The sequence below is a fragment of the Amycolatopsis minnesotensis genome (assembly GCF_039529815.1).
GTDB lineage: Bacteria > Actinomycetota > Actinomycetes > Mycobacteriales > Pseudonocardiaceae > Amycolatopsis > Amycolatopsis minnesotensis.
Window position 1 is genome coordinate 1 of sequence record NZ_BAAANN010000071.1, and the last position, 22,128, is coordinate 22,128.

Annotated in this window: 22 protein-coding genes and 1 rRNA gene; 6 read left to right on the forward strand and 17 right to left on the reverse strand. The window is 70.3% G+C overall.

The features are described from left to right. Nucleotides 1-98 precede the first annotated feature (98 nt). Nucleotides 99-623 (reverse strand): M48 metallopeptidase family protein, encoded by a 525-nt coding sequence (locus tag ABD256_RS42610; RefSeq protein ID WP_344431890.1) that lies wholly within the window; start codon nt 621-623, stop codon nt 99-101. A gap of 212 nt (nt 624-835) precedes the next feature. On the opposite strand from ABD256_RS42610, the gene ABD256_RS42615 reads away from it, so the two are divergent. From ABD256_RS42615 to ABD256_RS42625, 3 genes are all read left to right on the forward strand, one after another. Beyond that, nucleotides 836-1,894: a TOMM precursor leader peptide-binding protein gene (locus ABD256_RS42615; RefSeq protein ID WP_344431850.1), complete on the forward strand. Its 1,059-nt coding sequence runs from the start codon at nt 836-838 to the stop codon at nt 1,892-1,894. Between the two features lie 60 nt (nt 1,895-1,954). Beyond that, nucleotides 1,955-3,301 carry an ABC1 kinase family protein gene (locus ABD256_RS42620; protein ID WP_344431852.1) on the forward strand — a complete coding sequence of 449 codons (1,347 nt, stop codon included), beginning with the start codon at nt 1,955-1,957 and terminating at the stop codon, nt 3,299-3,301. Nucleotides 3,302-3,430: 129 nt separating this feature from the next. Continuing rightward, a complete protein-coding gene (locus ABD256_RS42625; protein ID WP_344431855.1) occupies nt 3,431-4,375 on the forward strand; it encodes a hypothetical protein in 945 nt (314 codons plus the stop codon). Between the two features lie 39 nt (nt 4,376-4,414). Here the strand turns inward: ABD256_RS42625 and ABD256_RS42630 are convergent, their stop codons facing one another. From ABD256_RS42630 to ABD256_RS42675, 10 genes are all read right to left on the reverse strand, one after another. Continuing rightward, nucleotides 4,415-4,618: a hypothetical protein gene (locus tag ABD256_RS42630; RefSeq protein ID WP_344431857.1), complete on the reverse strand. Its 204-nt coding sequence runs from the start codon at nt 4,616-4,618 to the stop codon at nt 4,415-4,417. Continuing rightward, on the reverse strand, nt 4,615-5,490 hold the full coding sequence (locus ABD256_RS42635) for a class I SAM-dependent methyltransferase (protein WP_344431859.1): 876 nt from the start codon (nt 5,488-5,490) through the stop codon (nt 4,615-4,617). Before ABD256_RS42635 ends, ABD256_RS42630 begins: the two co-directional genes overlap by 4 nt. A gap of 18 nt (nt 5,491-5,508) precedes the next feature. Next, nucleotides 5,509-6,207 (reverse strand): GntR family transcriptional regulator, encoded by a 699-nt coding sequence (locus tag ABD256_RS42640; RefSeq protein WP_344431861.1) that lies wholly within the window; start codon nt 6,205-6,207, stop codon nt 5,509-5,511. 119 nt (nt 6,208-6,326) lie between these two features. Continuing rightward, nucleotides 6,327-7,127 (reverse strand): carbon-nitrogen hydrolase family protein, encoded by an 801-nt coding sequence (locus ABD256_RS42645; protein WP_344431863.1) that lies wholly within the window; start codon nt 7,125-7,127, stop codon nt 6,327-6,329. A gap of 3 nt (nt 7,128-7,130) precedes the next feature. Further along, nucleotides 7,131-8,453 (reverse strand): MFS transporter, encoded by a 1,323-nt coding sequence (locus ABD256_RS42650; protein WP_344431864.1) that lies wholly within the window; start codon nt 8,451-8,453, stop codon nt 7,131-7,133. A 7-nt stretch (nt 8,454-8,460) separates the two neighbouring features. Beyond that, nucleotides 8,461-9,129: an RraA family protein gene (locus tag ABD256_RS42655; protein WP_344431866.1), complete on the reverse strand. Its 669-nt coding sequence runs from the start codon at nt 9,127-9,129 to the stop codon at nt 8,461-8,463. 188 nt (nt 9,130-9,317) lie between these two features. Continuing rightward, nucleotides 9,318-9,557 (reverse strand): hypothetical protein, encoded by a 240-nt coding sequence (locus ABD256_RS42660; protein ID WP_344431867.1) that lies wholly within the window; start codon nt 9,555-9,557, stop codon nt 9,318-9,320. Continuing rightward, nucleotides 9,554-9,949 (reverse strand): WhiB family transcriptional regulator, encoded by a 396-nt coding sequence (locus tag ABD256_RS42665; RefSeq protein ID WP_344431869.1) that lies wholly within the window; start codon nt 9,947-9,949, stop codon nt 9,554-9,556. The genes ABD256_RS42660 and ABD256_RS42665 overlap by 4 nt, the downstream gene beginning before the upstream one ends. Before the next feature lie 150 nt (nt 9,950-10,099). Then, on the reverse strand, nt 10,100-10,405 hold the full coding sequence (locus tag ABD256_RS42670) for a hypothetical protein (protein WP_344431871.1): 306 nt from the start codon (nt 10,403-10,405) through the stop codon (nt 10,100-10,102). 226 nt (nt 10,406-10,631) lie between these two features. Next, the gene (locus ABD256_RS42675) at nt 10,632-12,707 is read right to left on the reverse strand and encodes an ATP-dependent DNA helicase UvrD2 (RefSeq protein ID WP_344431873.1); all 2,076 of its coding nucleotides are present in this window, start codon (nt 12,705-12,707) and stop codon (nt 10,632-10,634) included. 61 nt (nt 12,708-12,768) lie between these two features. Here ABD256_RS42675 and ABD256_RS42680 point away from each other — a divergent pair, with 61 nt between their 5' ends. Continuing rightward, entirely contained in the window at nt 12,769-13,497 is a 729-nt protein-coding gene (locus ABD256_RS42680; protein ID WP_344431875.1) for a DUF4191 domain-containing protein, read from the forward strand. A 68-nt stretch (nt 13,498-13,565) separates the two neighbouring features. On the opposite strand, the gene ABD256_RS42685 is transcribed toward ABD256_RS42680, so the two are convergent. Continuing rightward, nucleotides 13,566-14,045, reverse strand: coding sequence for an RDD family protein (locus tag ABD256_RS42685; RefSeq protein WP_344431877.1), 480 nt, complete (start codon nt 14,043-14,045; stop codon nt 13,566-13,568). 245 nt (nt 14,046-14,290) lie between these two features. Between ABD256_RS42685 and glnA the strand changes: the two genes are divergently transcribed. After that, a complete protein-coding gene (gene glnA, locus ABD256_RS42690; protein WP_344431879.1) occupies nt 14,291-15,715 on the forward strand; it encodes a type I glutamate--ammonia ligase in 1,425 nt (474 codons plus the stop codon). A 188-nt stretch (nt 15,716-15,903) separates the two neighbouring features. Beyond that, nucleotides 15,904-16,209: an EthD family reductase gene (locus ABD256_RS42695; RefSeq protein WP_344431881.1), complete on the forward strand. Its 306-nt coding sequence runs from the start codon at nt 15,904-15,906 to the stop codon at nt 16,207-16,209. Here ABD256_RS42695 and ABD256_RS42700 read toward each other — a convergent pair whose 3' ends face one another. From ABD256_RS42700 to rrf, 5 genes are all read right to left on the reverse strand, one after another. Then, nucleotides 16,210-16,641 (reverse strand): acyl-CoA thioesterase, encoded by a 432-nt coding sequence (locus ABD256_RS42700; protein ID WP_344431883.1) that lies wholly within the window; start codon nt 16,639-16,641, stop codon nt 16,210-16,212. Between the two features lie 24 nt (nt 16,642-16,665). Continuing rightward, the gene (locus tag ABD256_RS42705; protein ID WP_344431884.1) at nt 16,666-19,632 is read right to left on the reverse strand and encodes a bifunctional [glutamine synthetase] adenylyltransferase/[glutamine synthetase]-adenylyl-L-tyrosine phosphorylase; all 2,967 of its coding nucleotides are present in this window, start codon (nt 19,630-19,632) and stop codon (nt 16,666-16,668) included. A 39-nt stretch (nt 19,633-19,671) separates the two neighbouring features. Next, nucleotides 19,672-20,814, reverse strand: a complete 1,143-nt coding sequence (locus ABD256_RS42710; protein WP_344431886.1) for an inorganic phosphate transporter — start codon at nt 20,812-20,814, stop codon at nt 19,672-19,674. Between the two features lie 93 nt (nt 20,815-20,907). Then, nucleotides 20,908-21,663, reverse strand: a complete 756-nt coding sequence (locus ABD256_RS42715) for a type 1 glutamine amidotransferase (RefSeq protein ID WP_344431888.1) — start codon at nt 21,661-21,663, stop codon at nt 20,908-20,910. Between the two features lie 374 nt (nt 21,664-22,037). Next, nucleotides 22,038-22,128, reverse strand: a 5S ribosomal RNA gene (rrf, locus tag ABD256_RS42720); the annotation flags it as partial.

The following is a 22,128-nucleotide window of genomic DNA, read 5'->3' on the forward strand; positions in this document are numbered from 1 at the left end:
TGCAGATGTCGCAATCCACACCGAACCCGGAGGCCCTCCTCACACCAAGATCATCCGATCACGTGTCGCCCCGTACCCAACCTCCATGGTCAATACACCTAGTCGTCGTTGTCGAGTTCGCTGATCCCCCATCCTGCCGCCGCGGAAAGCCCTTCGAGGTACCCGATGGCCCGCTCCGCTTTCGGGTACCGGTGCACGAGCGCCCAGAACCGGGCGTTGTGCCCGGCGACCTGGAGATGGGCGAGTTCGTGCACGAGCACGTAGTCGAGCACCCAGGACGGCACGTCCCGGAGCCGCTCGCTCACCCGGATCGTGGCGTCCGACGGGGTGCACGAGGCCCATCGCGTGCGCATCGGGGGCACCCAGCGGACGCTCGCCGGGCCGTCCGCGTTTTCGAGGTAGCGGGCGGAAAGCTGGGCGCACCGCAGTGCGAGCGCCGTGTCCGAAGCCCGCGCCGGGGACGCCCGGCGATGTTCGGTGCGCTGGAGCTTGCGCTCCATCTCGGCGACCCAGTGCTCCTCTTCGGCGCGGCTCATCTTCGCCGGGATGAGCACGACGAGCGTGTCACCGTCCCGGTAGGCGGTCACTGTCCGGCGGCGCCGCGCGCTGCGCCGCACTTCGATCTTCTGGTGTTCGGATTCCGTTCGCTGGAACGTCTCTCCCCCGCTCTTCCGCGAGGGCACCCGTGCTTCGGCCACTCATCCACGGTACGACCAAGTGCCGACAACTCCGATGGCTGCAAGGTCACATCCCCCGAGTTGTCCACACCTGAATCACCCTGTGGACAACTTCGTTTTCCCCTTTCGGATCGCCAAAACTCTGTCACCCTGTGCGCATGGTCGAACACGATTACGGATCGGCGGAGATCGTCCTCCCGGTCAAGCCGAAGCTGCTTCCCGGCCTCGACGTGCTGGAACGCGGCGACGGGCAGGTCCAGTTCGGCGTGCACTCCGGGCACAGCGTCGTCGCCTGCGACGTTTCGCCCGACATCCTCTCCGCGCTGCGGCGGCTCGACGGCAGCACCAGCACGACCGATCTGCTGGCGCTCGCTGAGGGCGAACACCACGCCGAAGAGCTGAGGGATCTGCTCACCGAACTCACCGAACTCGGATTCCTCGAAGACGCCGACGAACCACGCACCGACACCCCCGTACTCCGCGACGCCTCGTTCTGGTCGCTGCGGACGGGCCGCACCCGGCGCGAGACGACCGCTGACCGGGCCCGCTACGCGGTCGTGGTGCACGGCGTCGGCAGGCTCACCACCACGGTCGCCTGCCTGCTCGCGGCCGCGGGCGTCGGGCACGTACGGGTCGAGACGGACGGCCTGGTCGGCGAAGAGGAACTCGGCGGCGGCTTCTCCGACGCCGATCTCGGGCGGCAGCGGCGGACCGCGACCGCCGAGCTCATCCAGCGGGTGAACCCGCGCGTCAAGACCGGCAAGCTCGGCCGCAGGCCGCCCGATCTCGCGGTGCTGGCCGACGCGGTGGTCCCGGCACCCGAGCTGGTGGCGGAGCTGGTCGCCGACGGCATCACGCACTTGCGGGCCGGGGTGCACGACGGGCGCGGCGTCGTCGGCCCGCTCGTCATCCCCGGGCGCAGTAGCTGCCTCCGCTGCCTGGACCTCCACCACGCGGACCGGGACGGGCACTGGCCGCTGGTCGCGAGCCAGCTGGCCGGGCGAAGGCAACGGGCCGACCTCAGCGACGTGTCCGCGACGGCGGCACTGGCCTGTGTCCAATCGCTGCGCGCGCTGCTCTCGGCGGAGCGGCGGCCGCCCACTTGGGAGACCACGCTCGAGGTCGACGCCTTCGACGGCACGGTCGCGCACCACCCCGCGCCACCGCACCCGGACTGCGGCTGCCGTCCATCAGCTGGGATACCCCCGATGGCGTAGCACCGATCCACTCCCGTGATCGGCTGCGCCGACCAATGGTGGCAAGGCAGAATCGTTCGGGTGACTGAATCCCACGACGCAGCCGAGGAACGGACCGACTCCGCGATCCCGCACCGGACGGCGGCCCGCACGGCGAAGCTCGCCAGCCTGCCACTCGGCATCGCCGGACGCGCGGTCGGCGGCTGGGGACGAAGGCTCACCGGGCAGAGCGCCAAGGAGGTCAACGCGGCCCTGTCGGCCAAGGCCGCCGAGCAGCTGTTCGAAGTCCTCGGCACGCTCAAGGGCGGCGCCATGAAGTTCGGCCAGACGCTCAGCGTCTTCGAAGCCGCGGTGCCCGACGAGATGGCGGAGCCCTACCGCGACGCGCTCACGCGCCTGCAGGCGGCGGCCCCGCCGATGCCCATCCGCCAGACGCAGCGGGTGCTGACGGAGCAGCTGGGCAGGGCGTGGCGCGAGCGGTTCCGCGACTTCGACGACGTGCCAGCCGCCGCGGCCAGCATCGGCCAGGTGCACCGCGCCGTGTGGCACGACGGCCGCGAAGTCGCGGTCAAGGTCCAGTACCCGGGCGCCGACGAGGCGTTGCGCAGCGACCTGCGCCAGCTCCAGCGGTTCAGCAGGCTGTTCCAGGCGCTGGTACCGGGCACCGAGGTGAAGCCCCTGCTCGCCGAGCTGGCGGCGAGGATGGACGAAGAGCTGGACTACCGCGCGGAGGCCGACAACCAGCGCGCGTTCGCGAAGGTCCTCGACGGCGACCCCAGGGTCGTCGTGCCCAAGATCGTGGCGAGCGCCCCGAAGGTCGTGGTGAGCGAATGGATCGACGGCACCCCCCTTTCCCGGATCATCTCCTCCGGTGACAAGGCGACCAGGGACCACGTGGGCACCCTGCTCGCCGAGTTCCACTACTCCTCACCCGAGCGCGCGCACCTGCTGCACTCGGACCCGCACCCCGGCAACTTCATGCTGCTCGGCGACGGCAGGCTCGGCGTCATCGACTTCGGCGCCGTCGCCAGGCTGCCGGACGGGATCCCCAGCCATCTCGGCGAGATGACCAGGCTCGCGCTCGACGGCCGCTCACGCGAACTCATGTCCCTGCTGCGCAGCTCGGGTTTCGTGCGGCAGGGGACCGAACTCGACCCCGACGACGTGCTGTCCTACCTCGCCCCGTTCACCGAACCGCTGGCCACCGAGACCTTCCACTTCACGCGCAAGTGGATGCAGCGCCAGGCCGGCCGCATCGGCGACACCAGGGGCCAGGACTTCCGCACCGGCCGCTCGCTGAACCTCCCTCCGGAGTACCTGCTGATCCACCGGGTCACCGCCGGGTCGACCGGCATCCTCTGCCAGCTCGACGCGGAAATCCCGGCGAGGTCGATTGTGGAGCGGTGGCAGCCGGGCTTCGCCGCCTGAGGAGCCGATCGGGACGAGTTGTCCACAACCCGGCGCTGATCCGCACGAAAATGCCGTTCGCGGCCCGAACCTGTCCACAGTTGGCCGGACCCGGTACCGCGGCGCCCCGCCGCGCAGGACGCTTTCGTCATGACTCGTCCGAGCAACGTCCGAACCGACCTCCCGTCCGGTGTGGTCGACTCCGTGTCCAGCATCGACGCCCTGCGCAGCGCGGGTGTCTCCGGCAGCACGATCGCGGGCCGATGCCGCCCAGGCGGCCCGTGGCGGCGCCTGCTGCCGGGCGTGCTTCTCCTCAGCGGCGGTGAACCCACGCGAAACCAGCAGCTGCGGGCGGCGGTGACGCGCGCGGGCCCGCCCGCCGTCATCACCGGGGTCGATGCCCTGTGCGCGCACGGGATCGCGCTGCCGAGGTCGTGCTCGGTGCACCTGCTCCTCCCGAGATCGCGCCGCCTCATCCCGCACGGTTTCGTGAACCACGAGCGGACCGCGCGGCTGCCGGACCCGGTGTTCGTCGACGGGCTCCCGTTCGCACCGGTACCGAGGGCCACGATCGACGCGGCACGGCAGGAGACCGACGCCGAGCGGCTGCGGCGCCTGCTGTCGCTGCCGGTGTACTACGGCCTCTGCACCGGAGCGGACCTGAACGCCGAACTCGACGCGGGAAACCAGCGCGGCACCAGCGCGGTGCGCGATACCCTGCGCCGCCTCGATTCCCTTGGCGACACGTTCCTCCACGGCATGGCACGGCGCCTGCTGCGCACGGCGCCCCTGCCACCGCCAGCGTGGAACGTGACGGTGTGCGACCGGCTCGACCGGCCGATCGGGCTGGCCGACGCCTGGTGGGACGAGATCGGCCTCGCCTGGCAGTTCGGGGCACGCGGGACGGGCGAAGCCGGCGGCAAGATGAGCCACCTCGCGCTCCGCGCCGCCGGGGTCGTGGTGGTCCGCACCGAGGCCGGCATGCTCGAAGACTCCCCTGCCCGCGCGGCGAAGGAACTGGTGCGCGCGTTCGGCCTCGCCGCCCGTCGCGAGCGCCCGCCGGTCCTCGCACGGGGCGTGGTGGCCGCGGCATGAGCCGCCAGCGGTCCACAGTGGACGAACTCGGTGCCGGGCTCACCAGTACTCGTCGGGGAGCTTGCCCTCGATGTCCCTCGTGTGGGAGCGCGCGCAGTCCGGGCACAGATGCCGCACCCGGCCGCGCTCGTGCTCGTGCTCGTGCTCGTGCTCGGAAACCCATGCCAGCGCGTCCATCGGGTCCGCTCGCGCGTCCTGGATCCGTCCGCAGCGATAACACCGCGCCGCGGCCGCTTCCGTCACCGCGACCGTCCATGGTGGACGGTTCGAGCGCCGAGGACGAACAGGTCCGCACGGTTTCCCGCGTACTCGGGTGCCGCCGGATCGAGCAAGGCGCGAACGGCGGCTTGGTCGGCCTCGGCGATCCGGTCACCGCACACCTTGACGAACCAGTCGAGCCGTTCGAGCACGTAGTCACGCGCCAACTCGGACAGGGGAGCCGGATGATCGAGCAGGTAGCTGAACGAACCCACGCCGGTCAGACCGGCCTCGGCCAGCGCGCCGCCCCAGCCGTACGGCATGCGGACCGCGCCGGGCATGGTCGTCCTCAGGTCGAGGAACCACGCTTCGCGCGCGGTGTTGAGCCGCCCTTCGAGGCCGGGTTCCCCGATGCCGAGGTCGTACGGCAGGCAGCGAATGTCGAGCCCGCCTTCGCCGAGTGCGAGCACGCCACCCGGTTTGAGCGCCTTCGCGAACGCGGTGACGGCGGCCTGCTGGTCGGGCAGGTGGTGCACCATGCCCGCCGCCCAGATGAGGTCCACCGGCGGCAGGAACGGCAGGCCGCCTGCCGCGTCGGCCTGGTGCTGTTCGATCTCGACCAGCCCGGCGGCCGCGGGTGCGGAGACCTCGGCAGCGGCGGCCAGCAGCTCGGGCACGGCGTCGACGAGGATGAGGGTGCCACCGCGCCTCGCGGCGAGCGCGGCCGCGAGCGCCTTGCTCATTCCGCCCGCGCCGCACCCCGCGTCGACCACGACCGGCCGCGGAGGGAGCTCCGCTACGAGTCGCTCCGCCGCCACGGCGGTGGCGGCGGCATCGAGTTCGTCGGCGCGCCGCAGCGCGGAAAGGCGTTCGGACCAGTTGATGTCATCGTGCGTGTGCGCTGCCACCCGGCCCATTCAACACGACCTGCCAAGTCAGGGAAGGAACCTTTCGAGGTCCCAGACATTCCGGTCGAGGTGCTCGCGCAGGGCGGCCTGAGCGTCGGCGAGATCGCCGCGGCCGAGCGCGTCGGCGAGCCGCTGGTGGTGTTCGACGGCCATCTCGGCGCGGCCTGGCTGCACCGAGAACGCCACCACTCCGGTGCGCTGCTGGCGGTCGCCCATCGAACAGTAGAGCTCGGTCAGCTCGGTGTTCCCGACCGCTCGGATGATGGAGGTGTGGAACTCGCGGTCGCACGCGATGACCTCGGGGTACCCGGCGCGGTCCGCGAGCAGGGCGCGCTGCTTGTCGATCAGCGGAAGGAGCACTCCCGAAACGTCCAGGTTCCGCTCGACGATCTCCCGCACCGCGTACTGCTCGAGCACCAGGCGGGTGGTGGAGAGCTCGCGGATCTGGCGTGCGGTCACCTCGGTCACCAGCGCGCCCCGCCGGGGCAGGAGCTGCAGGAGCCGCTCGGCGTCCAGGCGCAGGAACGCCTCCCGTACGGGGGTGCGGGAAAGGCCGGTGACCTTCGCGATGTCCATTTCGGTGACGATGTGCCCCGGTGGCAGGACCAGGTCGACGATCAGCTGCTTGACGTAGTGGTAGACGAAGTCCTTCGCGGGCTGGTCGGCTGGCCGGCTGGCCTCGGGAAGCACGGGAGGTGATCCGGTGCTTGCGAACGGGGCGCTCACTGCCGCTCCTGACTCGGGACTGCGGGACCCGCCCAGTCTAGGCGGAGAGTCAGCACCGGTGACAGGCCAGCGCGGCGCGGCCGGTGTGCCGGACCGTGGCGATCCGGCACACCGGGCGCTCACGCCGGGACGACGCGGAAGCGGCGGTTTTCCAGTGCCGGGTTCCTGCCCCGCACCGACTCGATCCTCGCCTGGTCGAGATCGGCGACGGCGGTGCCGGGCGCCTCCCCCGCCCCTGCCACCACGACACCCATCGGGTCGAGGATCACGCTCTGCCCGGTGCAGTGCGGGCCGGTCTGCCCCGCGGCGAGCAGATAACTGGTGTTCTCGATGGCACGCGCCTTCAGCAGGGTGAGCCAGTGCTCTTCCTTGGCGGGGCCGGCCGCCCACGCGGCGGGCACGAGCAGCACGTCGGCGCCGCCGTCGACGAGCCGTCGTGAACTCTCCGGGAAGCGGATGTCGTAACAGGTCTGGATGCCGAAGGTGAAACCGTCGAGTTCGAAGGTCGCCGGGTCGGTGATCTCGGCGGGCACGACTGTGTCGGACTCGCGGTAGCCGAACGCGTCGTAGAGGTGAACCTTGCGGTAGAGCGCGGAAAACGAGCCGTCCGGAGCGATCGCGACGACCGTGTTCGCCGCACGCGACTCCTCCGGGAGGCGTTCCGCGAAACCCACGACGGCGTGCACACACGCGTCGCGAACGACCTCGCGAACAGCGGAAAGCCACGGGCCGTCCAAGGGCTCGGGATAGGAGGTGTCCTCGCTCGTCTTCGCCGGGTCGTGGTACATCCCGAACTCGGGGGTCACCACGAGGCGGGCGCCACGGTCGGCGGCCGCCTTGATGCCCTCACTGACGAACTTGAGGTTTTCCTGCTTGTCGAGACCGGCGGCGAACTGGGCCACCGCGACGGGAAGGGACATGATTCAGCCTTTCTGCAGAGAGGAGGAGGTGAGCTCCGGCGCCCGCAACGGCCGTTCGGGGTGCACGAAGAACCAGCAGACGACGCCGAGCAGGCCGGAAATCGCGAGGATGCCCATCGCCAGCACCCAGTTGCCGCCGATCCCGACCAGGATGCCGGTGCACAGCGGGCCCGCCGCCGACATGAGGTTGCCCCACAGGTTCGTCCAGCCGGTGACGGTGGCCGAATAGCCGCCGCCGAGGTCCTGGCACGCCGCCCAGACGTGCACCTGGACGACCCCGACGGCGCCGAGGCTCAGGCACAGGCAGGTGATCAGCACCGGCACGCTGGTGGACAGGGCGCCGAGCACGAGGAACGCCGCGGCCAGCAGGTACCCGGCCGAGGCGATCCGCACCCGCCCGCGCCAGCGCCGGAACACCCGGTCGTTGAGCGCGCCCATGCCGAACACGCCCGCGATCATCGCGACCCAGGGCAAGGAGCCGAGAAAACCCATTTCCCGCAACGAAAGCCCGCGGGCGTCGACGAGGTAGGTCGGCAGCCAGGTGGCGAAAAAGCCCTGGATCAGCAGCAGGCACGCGTACTGGGCGCCGATCGCCCAGAACTGGCCGGAACGCGCGAACGCCCGCCACGGCAGTGCGACCTCGGCTTCGGTCCGCTGCCGGTCCGACTCGATGTGGCGCACCTCGGCCCCGGACGCGTTCGGGTGCGAACTCGGCTCGTCTCGCACCACCCACCACCACAACAGCGCCAGCACGAGCCCGACCACCGCGAACACGTGGAAGGAGTCCTCCCAGCCGAAACTGTCGATGATCCAGACGACCAGCGGTGAGCCGATCACGTTGCCGAGGTAGAGCCCGCACAACAGCAACGAGTTCGCCCTCGACTGCTCCCGGCGCGGGAACCAGCGCTGGAGCGTGTAGACCGACGTCGGCCAGTCCGCCGCCTGCCCGAGCCCGAGCAGGATCCTGATCACGACGAACCCGAGGAACACCACCCCGTACGGGGTCAGGAAGGTGAAGACCGACCACCAGATCCCGGCCAGCGCGAGCACCCGGCGCGGGCCGAACCGCTTCGCGAGCAGCCCGCCGGGTACCTGGAACAACGCGTAGGCCCACCAGAACGACGTGAGGATCACCGACATCTCGGTGACGCTGAAGCCGTATTCCTTCTGGATGACCGGCGCGGCGACGGTCATCGCGGCGCGGTCCATGCTCATCACGAACGTCACCGGCAGCAGCAGCCCGCCCGCGATGAGCCACCGCAGCCTGCCGGAGAACAGCCCTTGGCCCGCCACATCGGTGCGCGGCGAACCGTTCGTGGCAGTCATCGCGGCGTCACTCGACCGGGGCGCCGAGGCCGGCCTCGAAGTGCGCGAGCGCACCGGACCACTCGGACAGCTTGCCCCCCACCGTGATCTTCTCCTTCAGCTCCGGCTCGAGCGCTTCCTTCCCGGCCAGGACCGCCGCCAGTTCGAGCGCCTCTTCACGGCCGATCACGGCCACCCCGTCCGAGTCACCGAAGACCACGTCACCGGGGTTGATCACCACCCCGCCGACGGTGACCGGCACGTTGATCGCCCCCTCGACGCCGAGTATGCGCGTCGTCCGCGCCGAGACGCCTGCCGAGAACACCGGCAGCCCGAGTTCGAGGATCTCGTCGACGTCGTTGATCGAACCCGAGACGACCGCGCCGACCGCGCCGCGCGCGGCGGAGGTGAAGGCCACCATGCCGCCGAAGCAGGAACGGCTGTCCCCGGACTGGTCGATGACCAGCACATCCCCGGGGCGCACCTCGTCGGCGGCGACGTGCAGTGCCGTCGAGTCGAGGTGCGGGAGCCGCACGGTGAACGCGGAGCCGACGAACCCGAGCGGGCGCCGGATCGGCGAGAGCCCGCGCGGGAAGCCGTGGTCGCGCAGGTGCCCGAGGGTGGAGGTCTGGACCTTCGACAACGCGTCCACGATCGACGTGTCCAGCGCGGGAGGTGCCTGGCGGCGAACGAACATGCTCGACTCCTTTGTCGTTGGCATACCTAACGCATGCGTTGAGTATGCGTATCATTCGCCTGGTCGGGATCGCAATACCCTGACCGCACAGTGCCGACGAATCCGCAGGTCAAGAGCACATGGCGAAGGCCGTCGCCCCGCAGGCGGGACGACGGCCTCAGCAGACTCGGCGCAGGATCAGCGGCGGATCAGCCGTCGAACCGCCTGGCGCGCTTCGCGGCCCAGCGCGCGATCCGGTCCCACCTGCGGGCGGACCGGAGTTCGAGCGCCTGCCGTACCCGCGTCGCCTCCCTCGAGTCGTGTATTCGTGCTCTGGACAGTTCTTCGTAGATCAACATCTCGGTGATCTCCTTGATCGGGATCGGAGTCGCGCTCGGTTCACCGAGCACTGGCTGAAGCTTTCGAGTCGTCAGGGACGTCGTGTTCATGCCGCCGCACTCCTCCGGTCGGACGCCGCTTTCGGGGCGTCGGAACTGGCGTGCTCGACGGGGTTCTTGCGCGGACGGCCACGAGGACGCTTCCTCGCGACGACGGCGCCGCGCTCGAAGATCTCGCCACCCCAGACGCCCCATGGCTCGCGCCGGGCCAATGCCCCGGCGAGACAGGCTGCCCGTACCGGGCAGTCGCCGCAGAGGCCCTTGGCACGCTCGAGGTCGGCCGGGGTCTCCGCGAACCAGAGGTCCGCGTCGCCGGACCGGCAGGGCAGTGCCGACTCCGGTGCCGCGACCGCGTCGATCAGGTCCCCCACTCCGAGACCAGCGGCCTGGGTGAACACGTCGGGTAACGCCCCCTCTGACGCGAAGGCGATTGCCGATGACATTCCCGTTCTCCTTTGGGTAGTACCGATTTTTCTGACGGTGGAAAGTGGACAGTGGCTCGGCCGGACCAGGAACCGACCATGAAAAACACGAAGGCCGCGGATCCGTTTCCGGTTCCGCGGCCTTCGTGAGCCTGTCGTCCTGACGACGGGTCAGGGACTTCTCTCGAGAGGAGACTGCGGAACATGGGGCTGGGTGACCAGCTGCCCATCGGCAATCGGCTTGACATCGGTGGTGCCCGGGCGCACGGCGTCGAACGCCGCGGCCGGCACGAAGACATCGGTGGCAGTGGCGGTGGCGTGGACATAGGTGTGCCGCGGCCGCGGCGTGCGGCTGCATTCGTTCACCTCGGTCCAGCGCGAAGCGCCGAACATGCCAGTGCCCAGGTCGGCGTGCACGCGCTCGGTGGCGCGGGACAGCGTGGTACCCGGGTTGCCGATGATGAAGAATGTGATCATCGTGGGACACCACCTTTCACTGTCCGTGCCTGGCCGCGAGCGGGCCGGCGAAGTCTTCTCCGAGGCCTTCCGACTTCGGTGCTTGCAGGTTATTGGTCCCCCGAAGGACCGTGCAACCTATTTTTGAAGATTCTCGCCGAAGCGGCGAAAATCATCCCCCATCAGCGGTTGCGCCGCGCGGATCCCCCGTCGCGCGCGGCCGAGTGGTACGACCGTACCGCCGGGCCTACCGGCCGCGCACCACCGCGAGCACCTCGGCGCCGAACCGCTCCAGCTTGCTCGCCCCGATCCCGGAGATCGACACCAGAGCGTGGTCGTCGGCAGGCCGCTGCTCCGCGATCGCGACGAGCGTCGCGTCGGTGAACACGACGTAGGCGGGCACCTTGAGCTCGCGCGACCGGTCGCCGCGCCACGCCTTCAGCCGTTCGAGCAGGTCCTCGTCCACAGTGGACGGGCACCGGCCGCAGCGGCTCAGCTTGATCTCCATGGTCTCGGTCAGCACGCCGCCGCAGATCCGGCACCGCGCCTTGCTGCCGGACGGCTTCGCCTGCGACCTCGCGACGCGCGCGGCGGGGTGGTCCTCGGGGATCAGCCCGTACAGGAACCGGCTTCGCCTGCGATGACGACGACCGCCGGGGTTGCGCGCCAGCGCCCAGCTGAGGGACAGGTGCTCCCTCGCCCGCGTGACGCCGACGTAGAGCAGCCTCCGCTCCTCTTCGATCGCGCTGTCGTCACCGTCCGCGTGCAGGATCGGCATGGTCCCGTCGGCCAGCCCGACGAGGAACACCGCGTCCCATTCGAGGCCCTTCGCAGCGTGCAGCGACGCCAGCGTGACGCCCTCGACCGTCGGCGGGTGCTGCGCGGCGGCGCGCTGTTCGAGATCGGCGACGTACCTGGCGAGGTCGGCCCCCTCGACGGCGGTCGCGAGCTCTTCGGCGAGTTCGACGAGGGCGAGCAACGCGTCCCAGCGCTCCTTAGCCGCCCCGCCGGCGGGCGGCTGCTCCGTGAGCCCGACCTTGGCGAGCACCCGCCGGACGGAGGTGACGAGGTCGCGCCCGCCGTCATCCGCGGAGGCCACCCGCAACGCGCTCATCGCCTGGCGCACCTCGGCACGCGCGAAGAACCGCTCTCCCCCGCGCACCAGGTACGGGATGCCCAGCTCGGTCAGCGCCTGCTCGTAGGCCTCGGACTGCGCGTTGACGCGGTAGAGGATCGCGATCTCGCTGGCCGCGACTCCCCCGTCGAGCAGCTGGCGGATGCGCGCCGCGGCGGCACTCGCCTCCGCCGGCTCGTCCTCGTACTCGGCGAACCGCGGTTCCGGCCCGGCATGGCGCTGCCCGATCAGCTGGAGGCGCGAGCCCGCTGGCCTGCCGTGCGCCGCGCCGATCACCCGGTTCGCCAGGTCGACGACCTGTGGTGTGGACCGGTAGTCGCGCTCCAGCCGGACCACGGTGGCTTCGGGGAAGCGCCGCGTGAACTCGAGCAGCGAGCGGGGTGAAGCGCCGCCGAAGGAGTAGATCGTCTGGTTCGCATCCCCGACGACGGTCAGGTCGTCCCTGCCGCCGAGCCACGCGTCGAGAAGGCGCTGCTGGAGCGGCGTGACGTCCTGGTATTCGTCGACGACGAAGCACCGGTACCGCTCGCGGAACTCCTGCGCGACGGCGCCGTGCTCCTCGAGCGCGGCGGTGGTGTGCAGCAGGAGGTCGTCGAAGTCGAGGACCTGCGCCGAGTTCTTGACCTCCTCGTAGCGGCGGTAGACCTCCGCGACTTTGGCGACCGGGACCGGGGTGTCGCGCTGGGTTCGGGCCGCCACCGCGGGGTAGTCGTCCGGGGCGACCAGCGAGGCCTTCGCCCATTCGATCTCGCTCGCGAGATCGCGGACGGTCTCGATCTCGGTACCGGCGCCCGCGCGGTTGGCGGCCTGGCCGACCAGCCGGAACTTGTTGTCGACGAGGTCCCACGGCCGGTCGCCGACGACGCGGGGCCAGAAGTAGCGGAGCTGGCGGCGTGCCGCGGCGTGAAAGGTCAGCGCCTGCGCGCCGTCGACGCCGAGCGAGCGGAGCCGCGTACGCATCTCCCCCGCGGCGCGCGCGGTGAACGTGACGGCGAGTACCTGCCCCGCCGCCACGTGCCCCGACGCGATGAGGTGCGCGATGCGGTGCGTGATGGTGCGGGTCTTGCCGGTGCCGGCGCCTGCCAGCACGCAGACCGGCCCGCGGGGCGCGCCGGCGGCAGCCCGCTGTTCGGGGTCGAGCGCGTCCAGCAACCCCGGCCTGGTCGAGGATCCCAGTGCGGTGGCCACCGTCGCATCCTCGCAGAGGGTGCGGCTCCGGGAGCGCAGGCCCGGCCGTATCCTGGCTCGTATGGCGGGAAAGCAGGACAAGGAAGCTGCTAAGCAGGCGAAGAAGGAGAAGCGCGCGGCGAGCAAGGCTCGGCGCGGGCAGATCTTCGAAGCGTTCAAGATGCAGCGCAAGGAAGACAAGGCGCTCATCCCGTGGATGCTGGGATCAGTGCTGGTCATCACGGGTGTGGTGTTCGGGATCGGGTTCCTGATCAACGCCCAGTGGGCGCTGCTGCCGCTCGGCATCCTGCTCGGCCTGCTCGCCGCCGTGATCATCTTCGGCCGCCGGGTGCAGAAGACCGTGTACTCGAAGGCGGACGGCCAGCCCGGCGCGGCCGGGTGGGCGCTGGACAACCTGCGCGGCAAGTGGCGGGTGACCCAGACCGTCGCGGCGACGACGCAGCTCGACGCCGTGCACCGCGTGCTGGGCGGCCCCGGCGTGGTCCTGGTCGCCGAGGGCGCGCCGCACCGGGTGAAGGGCCTGCTCGCCCAGGAGAAGAAGCGGGTCGCGCGGCTCGTCGGCGAGACGCCGATCTACGACGTCATCGTGGGCACCGAAGAGGGCCAGGTGCAGCTCCGCAAGCTGCAGAACTACCTGATGAAGCTCCCCCGCAACCTCAAGCCGGCCCAGGTCGACGCGCTGGAGGCGAAGCTGGCCGCGCTCGGCAGCCGTGGCGCCGCGATGCCGAAGGGCCCGATGCCGCAGGGCGCGAAGATGCGCAACGTGCAGCGCACCATCCGCAGGCGCTGACCGCACCGAGTACGCGAAACGGGCGGCGAGGAAGCTTCCTCGCCGCCCGTTCTCGTTCGTCAGGGTTTTCAGCGCAGCCGGACGACGACGGTGCCGGTCAGCCGGTCCAGCCAGCTGCGGCCGTCGTTGTCGCGCACGAGCGCGGGCACGATCACGAACGTCAGCGCGCCGCGCACGAGCGCGCGCACCGGGCCGACCAGCGCGCCGCCGTCGAGCCGGGCCACCCTGATACCGGTGACCGCCATGCCGGGGGTGAACCCCGCGAAGGTGACCGGGACCACGGTGATGACCGCCCAGGTGCCGACCGCCCACCAGTTGAAGGCCTGCATGGTGGCCACGTCGGCGAAGTCGGGGCGCCGGAACAGCGCCGTCACCAGTGACGCGAGCACGAGGTCGACGAGCAGCGCGAGCACCCGCGTGCCGAAGGTCGCGGCGGACCCGGCACCGTTTTCCGGCAGGCCCAGCCGCTCGCCCCGCCAGCGCGGCGGCTCGTCTTCGCCCGCGGCCGCGCCGGGGGCGGACAGCCATTCGCCGGTCCATCTCGCCACCCGTCCAGGGTAACCGGCTGGCCAGGAGGGGGCCCGCACTGGTCCACTACCTGGATCCGCCGACCCGTTAACACCGGCGAAACATTCGGGTGACGGTCGGGCAACACCGCGCTCTTAGCGTGAGCCGAAGAGAGTAACGCGCAAGCGGCGTCGGCGGTCGGCCTATCACGCTCCGAGGTCGGTGCGGCCGCGACCGCGGCAGCCCGCAGCACCGCCGGGCAACGAAGACGAAGGAGTTACCGAGGGTGACCACTACTCCAGACGACATCCAGCGCCTCATCAAGGATGAGGACGTGCAGTTCGTCGATGTCCGGTTCTGTGACCTGCCGGGTGTGATGCAGCACTTCACGGTGCCCGCCAAGGCGTTCGACAACGACGCCTTCGAAGAGGGCCTCGCCTTCGACGGTTCCTCGGTGCGTGGTTTCCAGTCGATCCACGAATCGGACATGCTGCTGCTGCCGGACGCGGAGACCGCGCGGATCGACCCGTTCCGCAAGCAGAAGACGCTGTCGCTGAACTTCTTCGTGCACGACCCCTTCACGCGCGAGGCGTACAGCCGCGACCCGCGCAACATCGCGCGCAAGGCCGAGCAGTACATCGCCGAATCCGGTATCGCGGACACCGTGTTCTTCGGTCCCGAGGCCGAGTTCTACATCTTCGACTCGATCCGGTTCGACTCCGCCGAGAACGGCGCCTTCTACGAGATCGACTCCGTCGAGGGCTGGTGGAACACCGGCGCCGACGAAGAGGGCGGCAACCGCGGCTACAAGACCAAGTACAAGGGCGGCTACTTCCCCGTCCCGCCGGTCGACCACTTCGCCGACCTGCGCGACGAGATCGTGCAGCAGCTGACCGGGTCCGGTTTCGAGATCGAGCGCGCGCACCACGAGGTGGGCACCGCAGGCCAGGCCGAGATCAACTACAAGTTCAACACCCTGCTGCACGCGGCCGACGACCTGCAGCTGTTCAAGTACATCGTGAAGAACACCGCGTGGGCGGCGGGCAAGTCGGCCACCTTCATGCCGAAGCCGCTGTTCGGCGACAACGGCTCCGGCATGCACTGCCACCAGTCGCTGTGGAAGGACGGCACGCCGCTGTTCCACGACGAGTCCGGTTACGCCGGCCTGTCGGACACCGCGCGCCACTACATCGGCGGCCTGCTGCAGCACGCGCCGAGCCTGCTGGCCTTCACCAACCCGACGGTGAACTCCTACCACCGCCTGGTGCCCGGTTTCGAGGCCCCGGTGAGCCTGGTCTACTCGCAGCGGAACCGCTCCGCGTGCGTCCGGATCCCGATCACCGGCAACAACCCGAAGGCGAAGCGCGCCGAGTTCCGCTGCCCCGACTCGTCGGGCAACCCGTACCTGGCGTTCGCGGCGATGATGATGGCGGGCCTCGACGGCATCAAGAACAAGATCGAGCCGCCGGACCCGATCGACAAGGACCTCTACGAGCTTCCGCCGGAGGAGGCCCGCGACGTGAAGCTGGTGCCGGGTGACCTCGGCACGGTGCTCGACACCCTCGAAGCCGACCACGACTACCTCCTCGAAGGCGGCGTGTTCACCTCCGACGTGATCGACACCTGGGTCAGCTTCAAGCGCGAGCACGAGATCGACCCGCTGCGCCTGCGCCCGCACCCGCACGAGTTCGCGCTCTACTACGACGTGTGATCCGAAGCCGGGGACATCCCCGATCTCGACCAGCATGGCCTCGCCGATCGGGCGGGGCCATGCTGCGTTCGCACCACGTTGTCGCAGCCGCCCGTCTCAGCGCTTCGAGCGAGCGCTTCGAGCGGATGAGTGGCCAGACCGGTGCCCGCCGTGTTCGCCGGTCCCAGGTCGAGTGTTTACTCGGAGGCATGCACAAACTCGTCGTGCTCTACCCCGCGCCGGCCGATCCGGACCACTTCCGCCGCTACTACGAGGAAACGCACCTCGAGCTGGTCAAGAAGCTGCCGAACATCCTCGGCTGGCGCTACAGCTTCGACGTCCGCGCCGCGGGCCAGGAATCGCCCTACTTCGCGATCTTCGAGGCCGATTTCGCCGACGCGCAAGCCATGCGGGAAGCACTTTCCTCGCCCGAGGGTGCCGCGACGCGCGCGGACGTGCCGAACTACGCGACCGGCGGGTCGATCTCGCTGAACTACCCGGTGACCGGCGGCTAGCTACTCGGTGGTGGACATCAGCTTGAGATCGGCGCCGGCGCGTTCCAGCACCGCGCGCGGGTCCGCCACGAGCTTGCGGCGGGCGAGGTCCATCAGCCCGAGCGTGCAGTCGATCTCGGCGGAGACCGTGCCGTCGGCCTTGAAGATGACCGAGTCCGCTTGCAGGACCTTGCCCTCGCCGAACCGGCCGTCGCAGGTCACCGTGACGGTGTCACCCGCGCGCAGCTCCCGCTTGAACCGCACGGTCGACTCGAGCAGCACCGCGGCGATGTTCTCGTCGCGGAGGCCCGCGAGAGCGCCGGACGCCTCCATCATCTCCAGCCGCGCGACCTCGGCGTACGAGTGGTACACGGCGTGGTTGAGGTGGCCGAGGGTGTCCAGCTCGTAATGCCGCACCTTGATCTGGACGCTGAAGGGTTCGCGCTCGCTCACCAGTTCACTGTAGGGCCCGCCGGATCAGATCTCGTAGAACAGGTGCTCGACGACACCGTGGGCCCGGCGCGTGACCTTGCGGTAGGTGTCGAGGAACTCACCCGGGTCGTCATCGGCTGAGTAGCCGAGCACGCGGGCGACGGAGGCGAGGTCGCGGCCGGAGCTGGGCACCTCGTCGACGGCCTTGCCCCGCACCAGCATCCCGGCGTTGCGCACCCTGGTCGCCAGCAGCCACGCCTCGGTGAGCGACTCGGTGTCGGCCTGCTCGGCGAGACCCGCGTCAGCCAGCGCCCGCAGAGCGTCCACTGTGGACGTGGTGCGCAGGCCGGGCACCTCGTGCGCGTGCTGGAGCTGGAAGAGCTGGGCGGTCCACTCGACATCGGCGAGACCGCCCCGGCCGAGCTTGGTGTGCCGGGTCGGGTCGGAGCCGCGCGGCATCCGCTCGGTTTCGACCCGTGCCTTGATCCGGCGGACTTCGCGGGCTTTCGTCGCGTCGAGACCGCCTTCGGGATAGCGGATCGGGTCGATCATCGCGATGAACCGGTCGCCGAGTTCGTGGTCCCCCGCAGCGAACCTGGCCCGCAGCAACGCCTGCGCCTCCCAGACCTCGCCCCAGCGCGCGTAGTAGGCGCGGTAGGACTCGAGGGTGCGCACGAGCGGGCCGCTACGCCCCTCCGGCCGGAGATCCGCGTCGACGACCAGTGCCGGATCCGCGGTCGGCGCGCCCAGTGCCTTCCGGACGGTTTCGGCGACGGACGAGGCGTACCGGACGGCGTCGGAGTCGGAGACGCCGTCCGCCGCCTCGCACACGAACAGCACGTCCGCGTCCGAGCCGTAGCCGAGTTCCGCGCCGCCGAGCCGCCCCATCGCGATGACGGCGATCTTCGCCGGCGTGGTGCCGAGCTCCGCGTCGCGTTTGCGCACCGCCGCCGCGAGCGCCGCCTGCAGCACGGCGACCCACACCTTCGACAGCGCACCGCACACCGCGGGCACGTCGATCAGGCCGAGCAGATCGGCGGAGGCGACGCGCAGAAGTTCGTGGCGCCGCAGCGAACGAGCCGCCGAGACGGAAGCGTTGAGGCCGGGCTGCCGTCGCGCGGTGGCGCGCAGGGATGTCGCGACCTCGTCGGGTGAGCGCCCGGCGAGCCGCTCGGGGTCGCCGAGGAGCTGCAGCACCTCGGGTGCCCTGGCGAGCAGGTCCGGCACCAGTTTCGAGGTGCCGAGCAGGAACGCGAGCCGTTCGACGACGGCGCCTTCGTCGCGGAGCACCCGCAGGTACCACGGCGTGGCCTCGAGCGCCTCGGACACCTTCCGGTACGACAGCAGGCCGCGGTCGGGATCCGGCGTGTCCGCGAACAGGTCGAGCAGCACCGGCAGCAGCGCTTCCTGGATCGACGCGCGCCTCGACACCCCGGCGGTGAGGGCCTTGATGTGCTGCAGCGCGCCGTCCGGCGCCGCATACCCGAGCGCGGCGAGCCTGCTCGACGCCTGTTTCGTGGTCAGCCGCAACGCTTCGGTCGGCACGTTCGCGACGGACTGCAGCAGCGGCCGGTAGAACAGTTTTTCGTGCAGGCGCCGGATTCGCTGGGCGTGACGGCGGAACTCGGCGAGCAGCAGCTGCCCCTCGCCCTTGCCCCTGGCCGGCCGCAGCCCCATCGCCCTCGCCAGCACCCGCAGTTCGTCCTTTTCGGACGCATCGGGGAACAGGTGCGTCCGCAGCAGCTTGCGCAGCTGCAACCGGTGCTCCACGGTGCGCAGGAATTCGTACGACGCCTCGAGTTCCGCCGCGTCGGACCGGCCGACGTAGCCGCCGTTCCCCAGCGCGGCGAGTGCCTCCATTGTGGACGGTGAGTGGAGGTCGGCGTCCACCCTGCCGTGCACGAGCTGGAGCAGCTGGACCGCGAACTCGACATCGCGCAGCCCGCCGCGGCCGAGTTTGAGCTCGCGCTCGACGAGCTCCGAAGGCACGTGCCCCTCGACCCGGCGGCGCATCTGCTGGACGTCGGGCACGAAGTTGTCGCGATCGGCCGCCGACCACACCATGGGCGCGACCATCTCGGCGTACTCGCGGCCCAGTTCGGCGTCACCCGCGACCGGCCTCGCCTTCAGCAGGGCCTGGAACTCCCAGGTGCGCGCCCATTTCTGGTAGTAGGCCGTGTGCCCGTCGAGCGTGCGCACGAGCGCGCCTGCCTTGCCCTCCGGCCGCAGGTTGGCGTCGACCTCGAAGCATGCCTTGCCGACGATCCGCATCATCGTGCTCGCGACCCTGGTGGCGAGCTGAAGATCACCGTCGGCGACGAAGATGACGTCGACGTCGCTGACGTAGTTGAGCTCCCGGCCGCCGCACTTGCCCATCGCGATCACCGCGAGCCGTGCGTCGTCCCCGGAGCGGGTGATGTGCCGCGCGAGTGCGAGCCCCGCCGTCAGCGCCGCCTCGGCGAGCGCGGTCAGCCAGCGCGCGACATCGCCGTAGGACGGGTGGGCCAGCGAAGGCTCGACCGTGCTGCCCAGATCCGATGCCGCGATCTCCAGCAGCAGCCCGCGGTACTCGACGCGCAGAGCCTGCTCGGCGTCCTCGTTGCTCAGGCCGTCTTCCTCGACGGCGGCGAGCAGCTTCGACGCGTACTCCTCGGACGGAGTCAGCTTCCGCTCGGCGAGGCGGCGCCAGCGGCCGGGCGAGGCGGCGAGGAAGTCCGCGAGCGCGCTGGAGGTGCCGAGCACGCTGATCAGCCTGCCCCGCAGCACGGGATCTTCGTCGAGCGCGGAGGTCAGCGCTGCCCAGCCTGACTCGTCGGCCTCCCGGACGCGGTCGAAACCGCGCAACGCCAGGTCGGGATCGGCGCTGCGGGACAACGCGGTCAGCACCGGGGCGGCCCCGTCGGCGGGGCCGTTGTCGGTCCACCAGCCGGCGGCGCGGAGCTGCGCGTCGGCGCGGTCATCGGTGAAGCCGTATCTCGCCGCGGACGCGGTCGGCCGGACTCGTTCTGCCATCGGCATCCACCGTAGCCGGTCGGCACGCGGAAACGGGTGTCAGACGGAGAGCCGTGACCTGCCGTCGTGATCGGGCGGGGTCGGTTCCGGGACGGTGAAGCTGTGCGCGGTGATCGGCTTGCGGCGCGAGAGGAGGTAGATGCCGATCCCGAACCCGATGCCGACGACCCCGACCCCGATCGTGCCCGCCGAGCCCATCGAGGCGAACTTGCCCGCGATCGCGCCCACGACGGCCGCCGCGGGCAGCGTGAACAGCCAGGCGATCACCATCCGGCCCGCGAGCCGCCACCGCACCGGTGCCTCCCGCCTGCCGAGCCCCGATCCGAGCACGCCACCGGAGCACACGTGCGTGGTGGACAACGGGAACCCGAGGTGCGACGACACCAGGATCACCGCGGCGGAGCTGGTCTGCGCGGCGAACCCCTGCGGGCCCTCGATATCGGTGAGCCCCTTCCCGAGGGTGTGCGTGATGCGCCAGCCACCGAGGTACGTGCCGAGCGCCAGTGCGAGCGCCGCGCTGAGGATGACCCAGGTCGGCGGGGCGGACCCCGGCGCGAGGTGCCCGGAGGTCACCAGGGTCAGGGTGATGATGCCCATCGTCTTCTGCGCGTCGTTGGTGCCGTGTGCGAGCGACACGAGCGACGCGGACAGGATCTGGCCCGCCCGGAACCCGGTGCCTTCCCGCCCGCCGCGCCTGGCCCTGATCACCCGGTAGACCAGGTACGTGACCGCCATCGCGGCCACGCCCGCGATCACCGGCGACGCGGCGGCCGGCACGAGCACCTTCTCCACGATCTTCGAGAAGTGGACCGAGCCGGTGCCCGCGGCGACCCAGGTGGCGCCGATGAGGCCGCCGAACAGCGCGTGCGACGAGCTGGACGGGAGCCCGACGAACCAGGTGAACAGGTTCCAGACGATCGCCCCGATCAGGCCGCCGAACACGATCGCGGGCCCGACCTTGCTGTCGTCGACGAGTCCACTGGAGATGGTCTTGGCGACCTCAATGGACAGAAACGCGCCTGCGAGGTTGAGCACGGCGGAAAGCGCCGTGGCGGTACGGGGTCTGAGCGCACCGGTGGCGATCGACGTGGCCATCGCGTTTGCCGTGTCGTGAAAGCCATTGGTGAAGTCGAAGACCAGCGCCGTGGCGACCACGACGACGACCAGTAGCGTGGGGTCCACCCCAACCTCCGTACCCTGTCGGACTTCCCGCAAGGTACCTGAAGTTCAGCGCTCGCCGTTAAGGTCGCGTTATCGTTTACGACACCCCCTTTGTCACACCAGGGGCAACGAGTTCCGGGTCCCCTGTGCGGGGGAGAGCCTGCCATCGGCCAGCTGGACGAACCGTTCCGCGAACGGCCGCCACGTATCGGCGATATCGGCGTGCACCTGGGTGAGACTGTCTGTCTCGAATGCACTCGAACGGCCGAAGGCGGCGAGGTCGGGCTCGTCCTCGGCCCAGCCGCGCACGATGTCCGGCGTGGTCTCGATGTGGAACTGCACGCCGTACACGCAGCGGTTGAGCCGGAACGCCTGGTTCTGGTACCGCGGCGCGGATGCGAGCAGTTCGGCGCCGGGCGGCAGGATGGCGATGACGTCCTGGTGGAACTGCATGACGTCCGGCATCAGTGGCAGGTCCGCGAAGAGCGGGTCGGTCCACGCCGTGTCCTTTTTCGACACGAGCGCGCCGCCGACCTCCGGCCCGTCCTTGCCGCGCTCGACCCGGCCGCCGGCCGCCACCGTGAGCAGCTGGGCGCCGAGGCAGATCGCCAGCGTCGGCTTCCCGGTGCCCGCGGCGAGGCCGAGCAGCCTGCGCACCTGCTTCAGCCATGGGTGCTCGCTGTCCTCGTGCGCGCCCATGCCGCCACCGAGGCAGACCACACCCTGGTAGCCGGTCAGGTCGTCCGGTAGCTCGTCGCGCGGGGGGAGCCGGATGTCGAGCTCGGCACCGGCCCCGGTCAGCCACTCGCCGAGGGTGCCGATCGGATCGGTCTCGTCCGGCTGGATGATCAGCAGTCGTGGAGCAGTCACCACACCAGCGTACGACCGGCGTCAGCAGGCGCACGCGATGGTGGCGCCGTCCCCTTCTCCTTCGGGTACCCGGCGGCGTTGCGGAAAATGTTTTCGCAGTAGCAGATTAGACGAGACCGGGGTCGAGTCCACGCGCGCTCTCCGCGGTCAGCGTGCGGTACGGCGGGTTGACCGCGCCGGGGATGCGGGCCGCCGCTCTGGTCTCGACCACCACGTAATGGTTTCGATCCTGCTGTGCACTGGCTCGGCGGCACAGCGGGATTCCGGCGAAGATCGGCCGGTGGCTTGTGTGGGGTTGGGTGTGGGTGCATATAAAGCAACCCGGGCCCCGGGAGAACGTGGTGTTCTCGACCGGGGCCCGGGTTGTGAAGGGTGTTCGGCGGCGTCCTACTCTCCCACAGCCCTTCGGCTGCAGTACCATCGGCGCTACCAGGCTTAGCTTCCGGGTTCGGGATGGGACCGGGC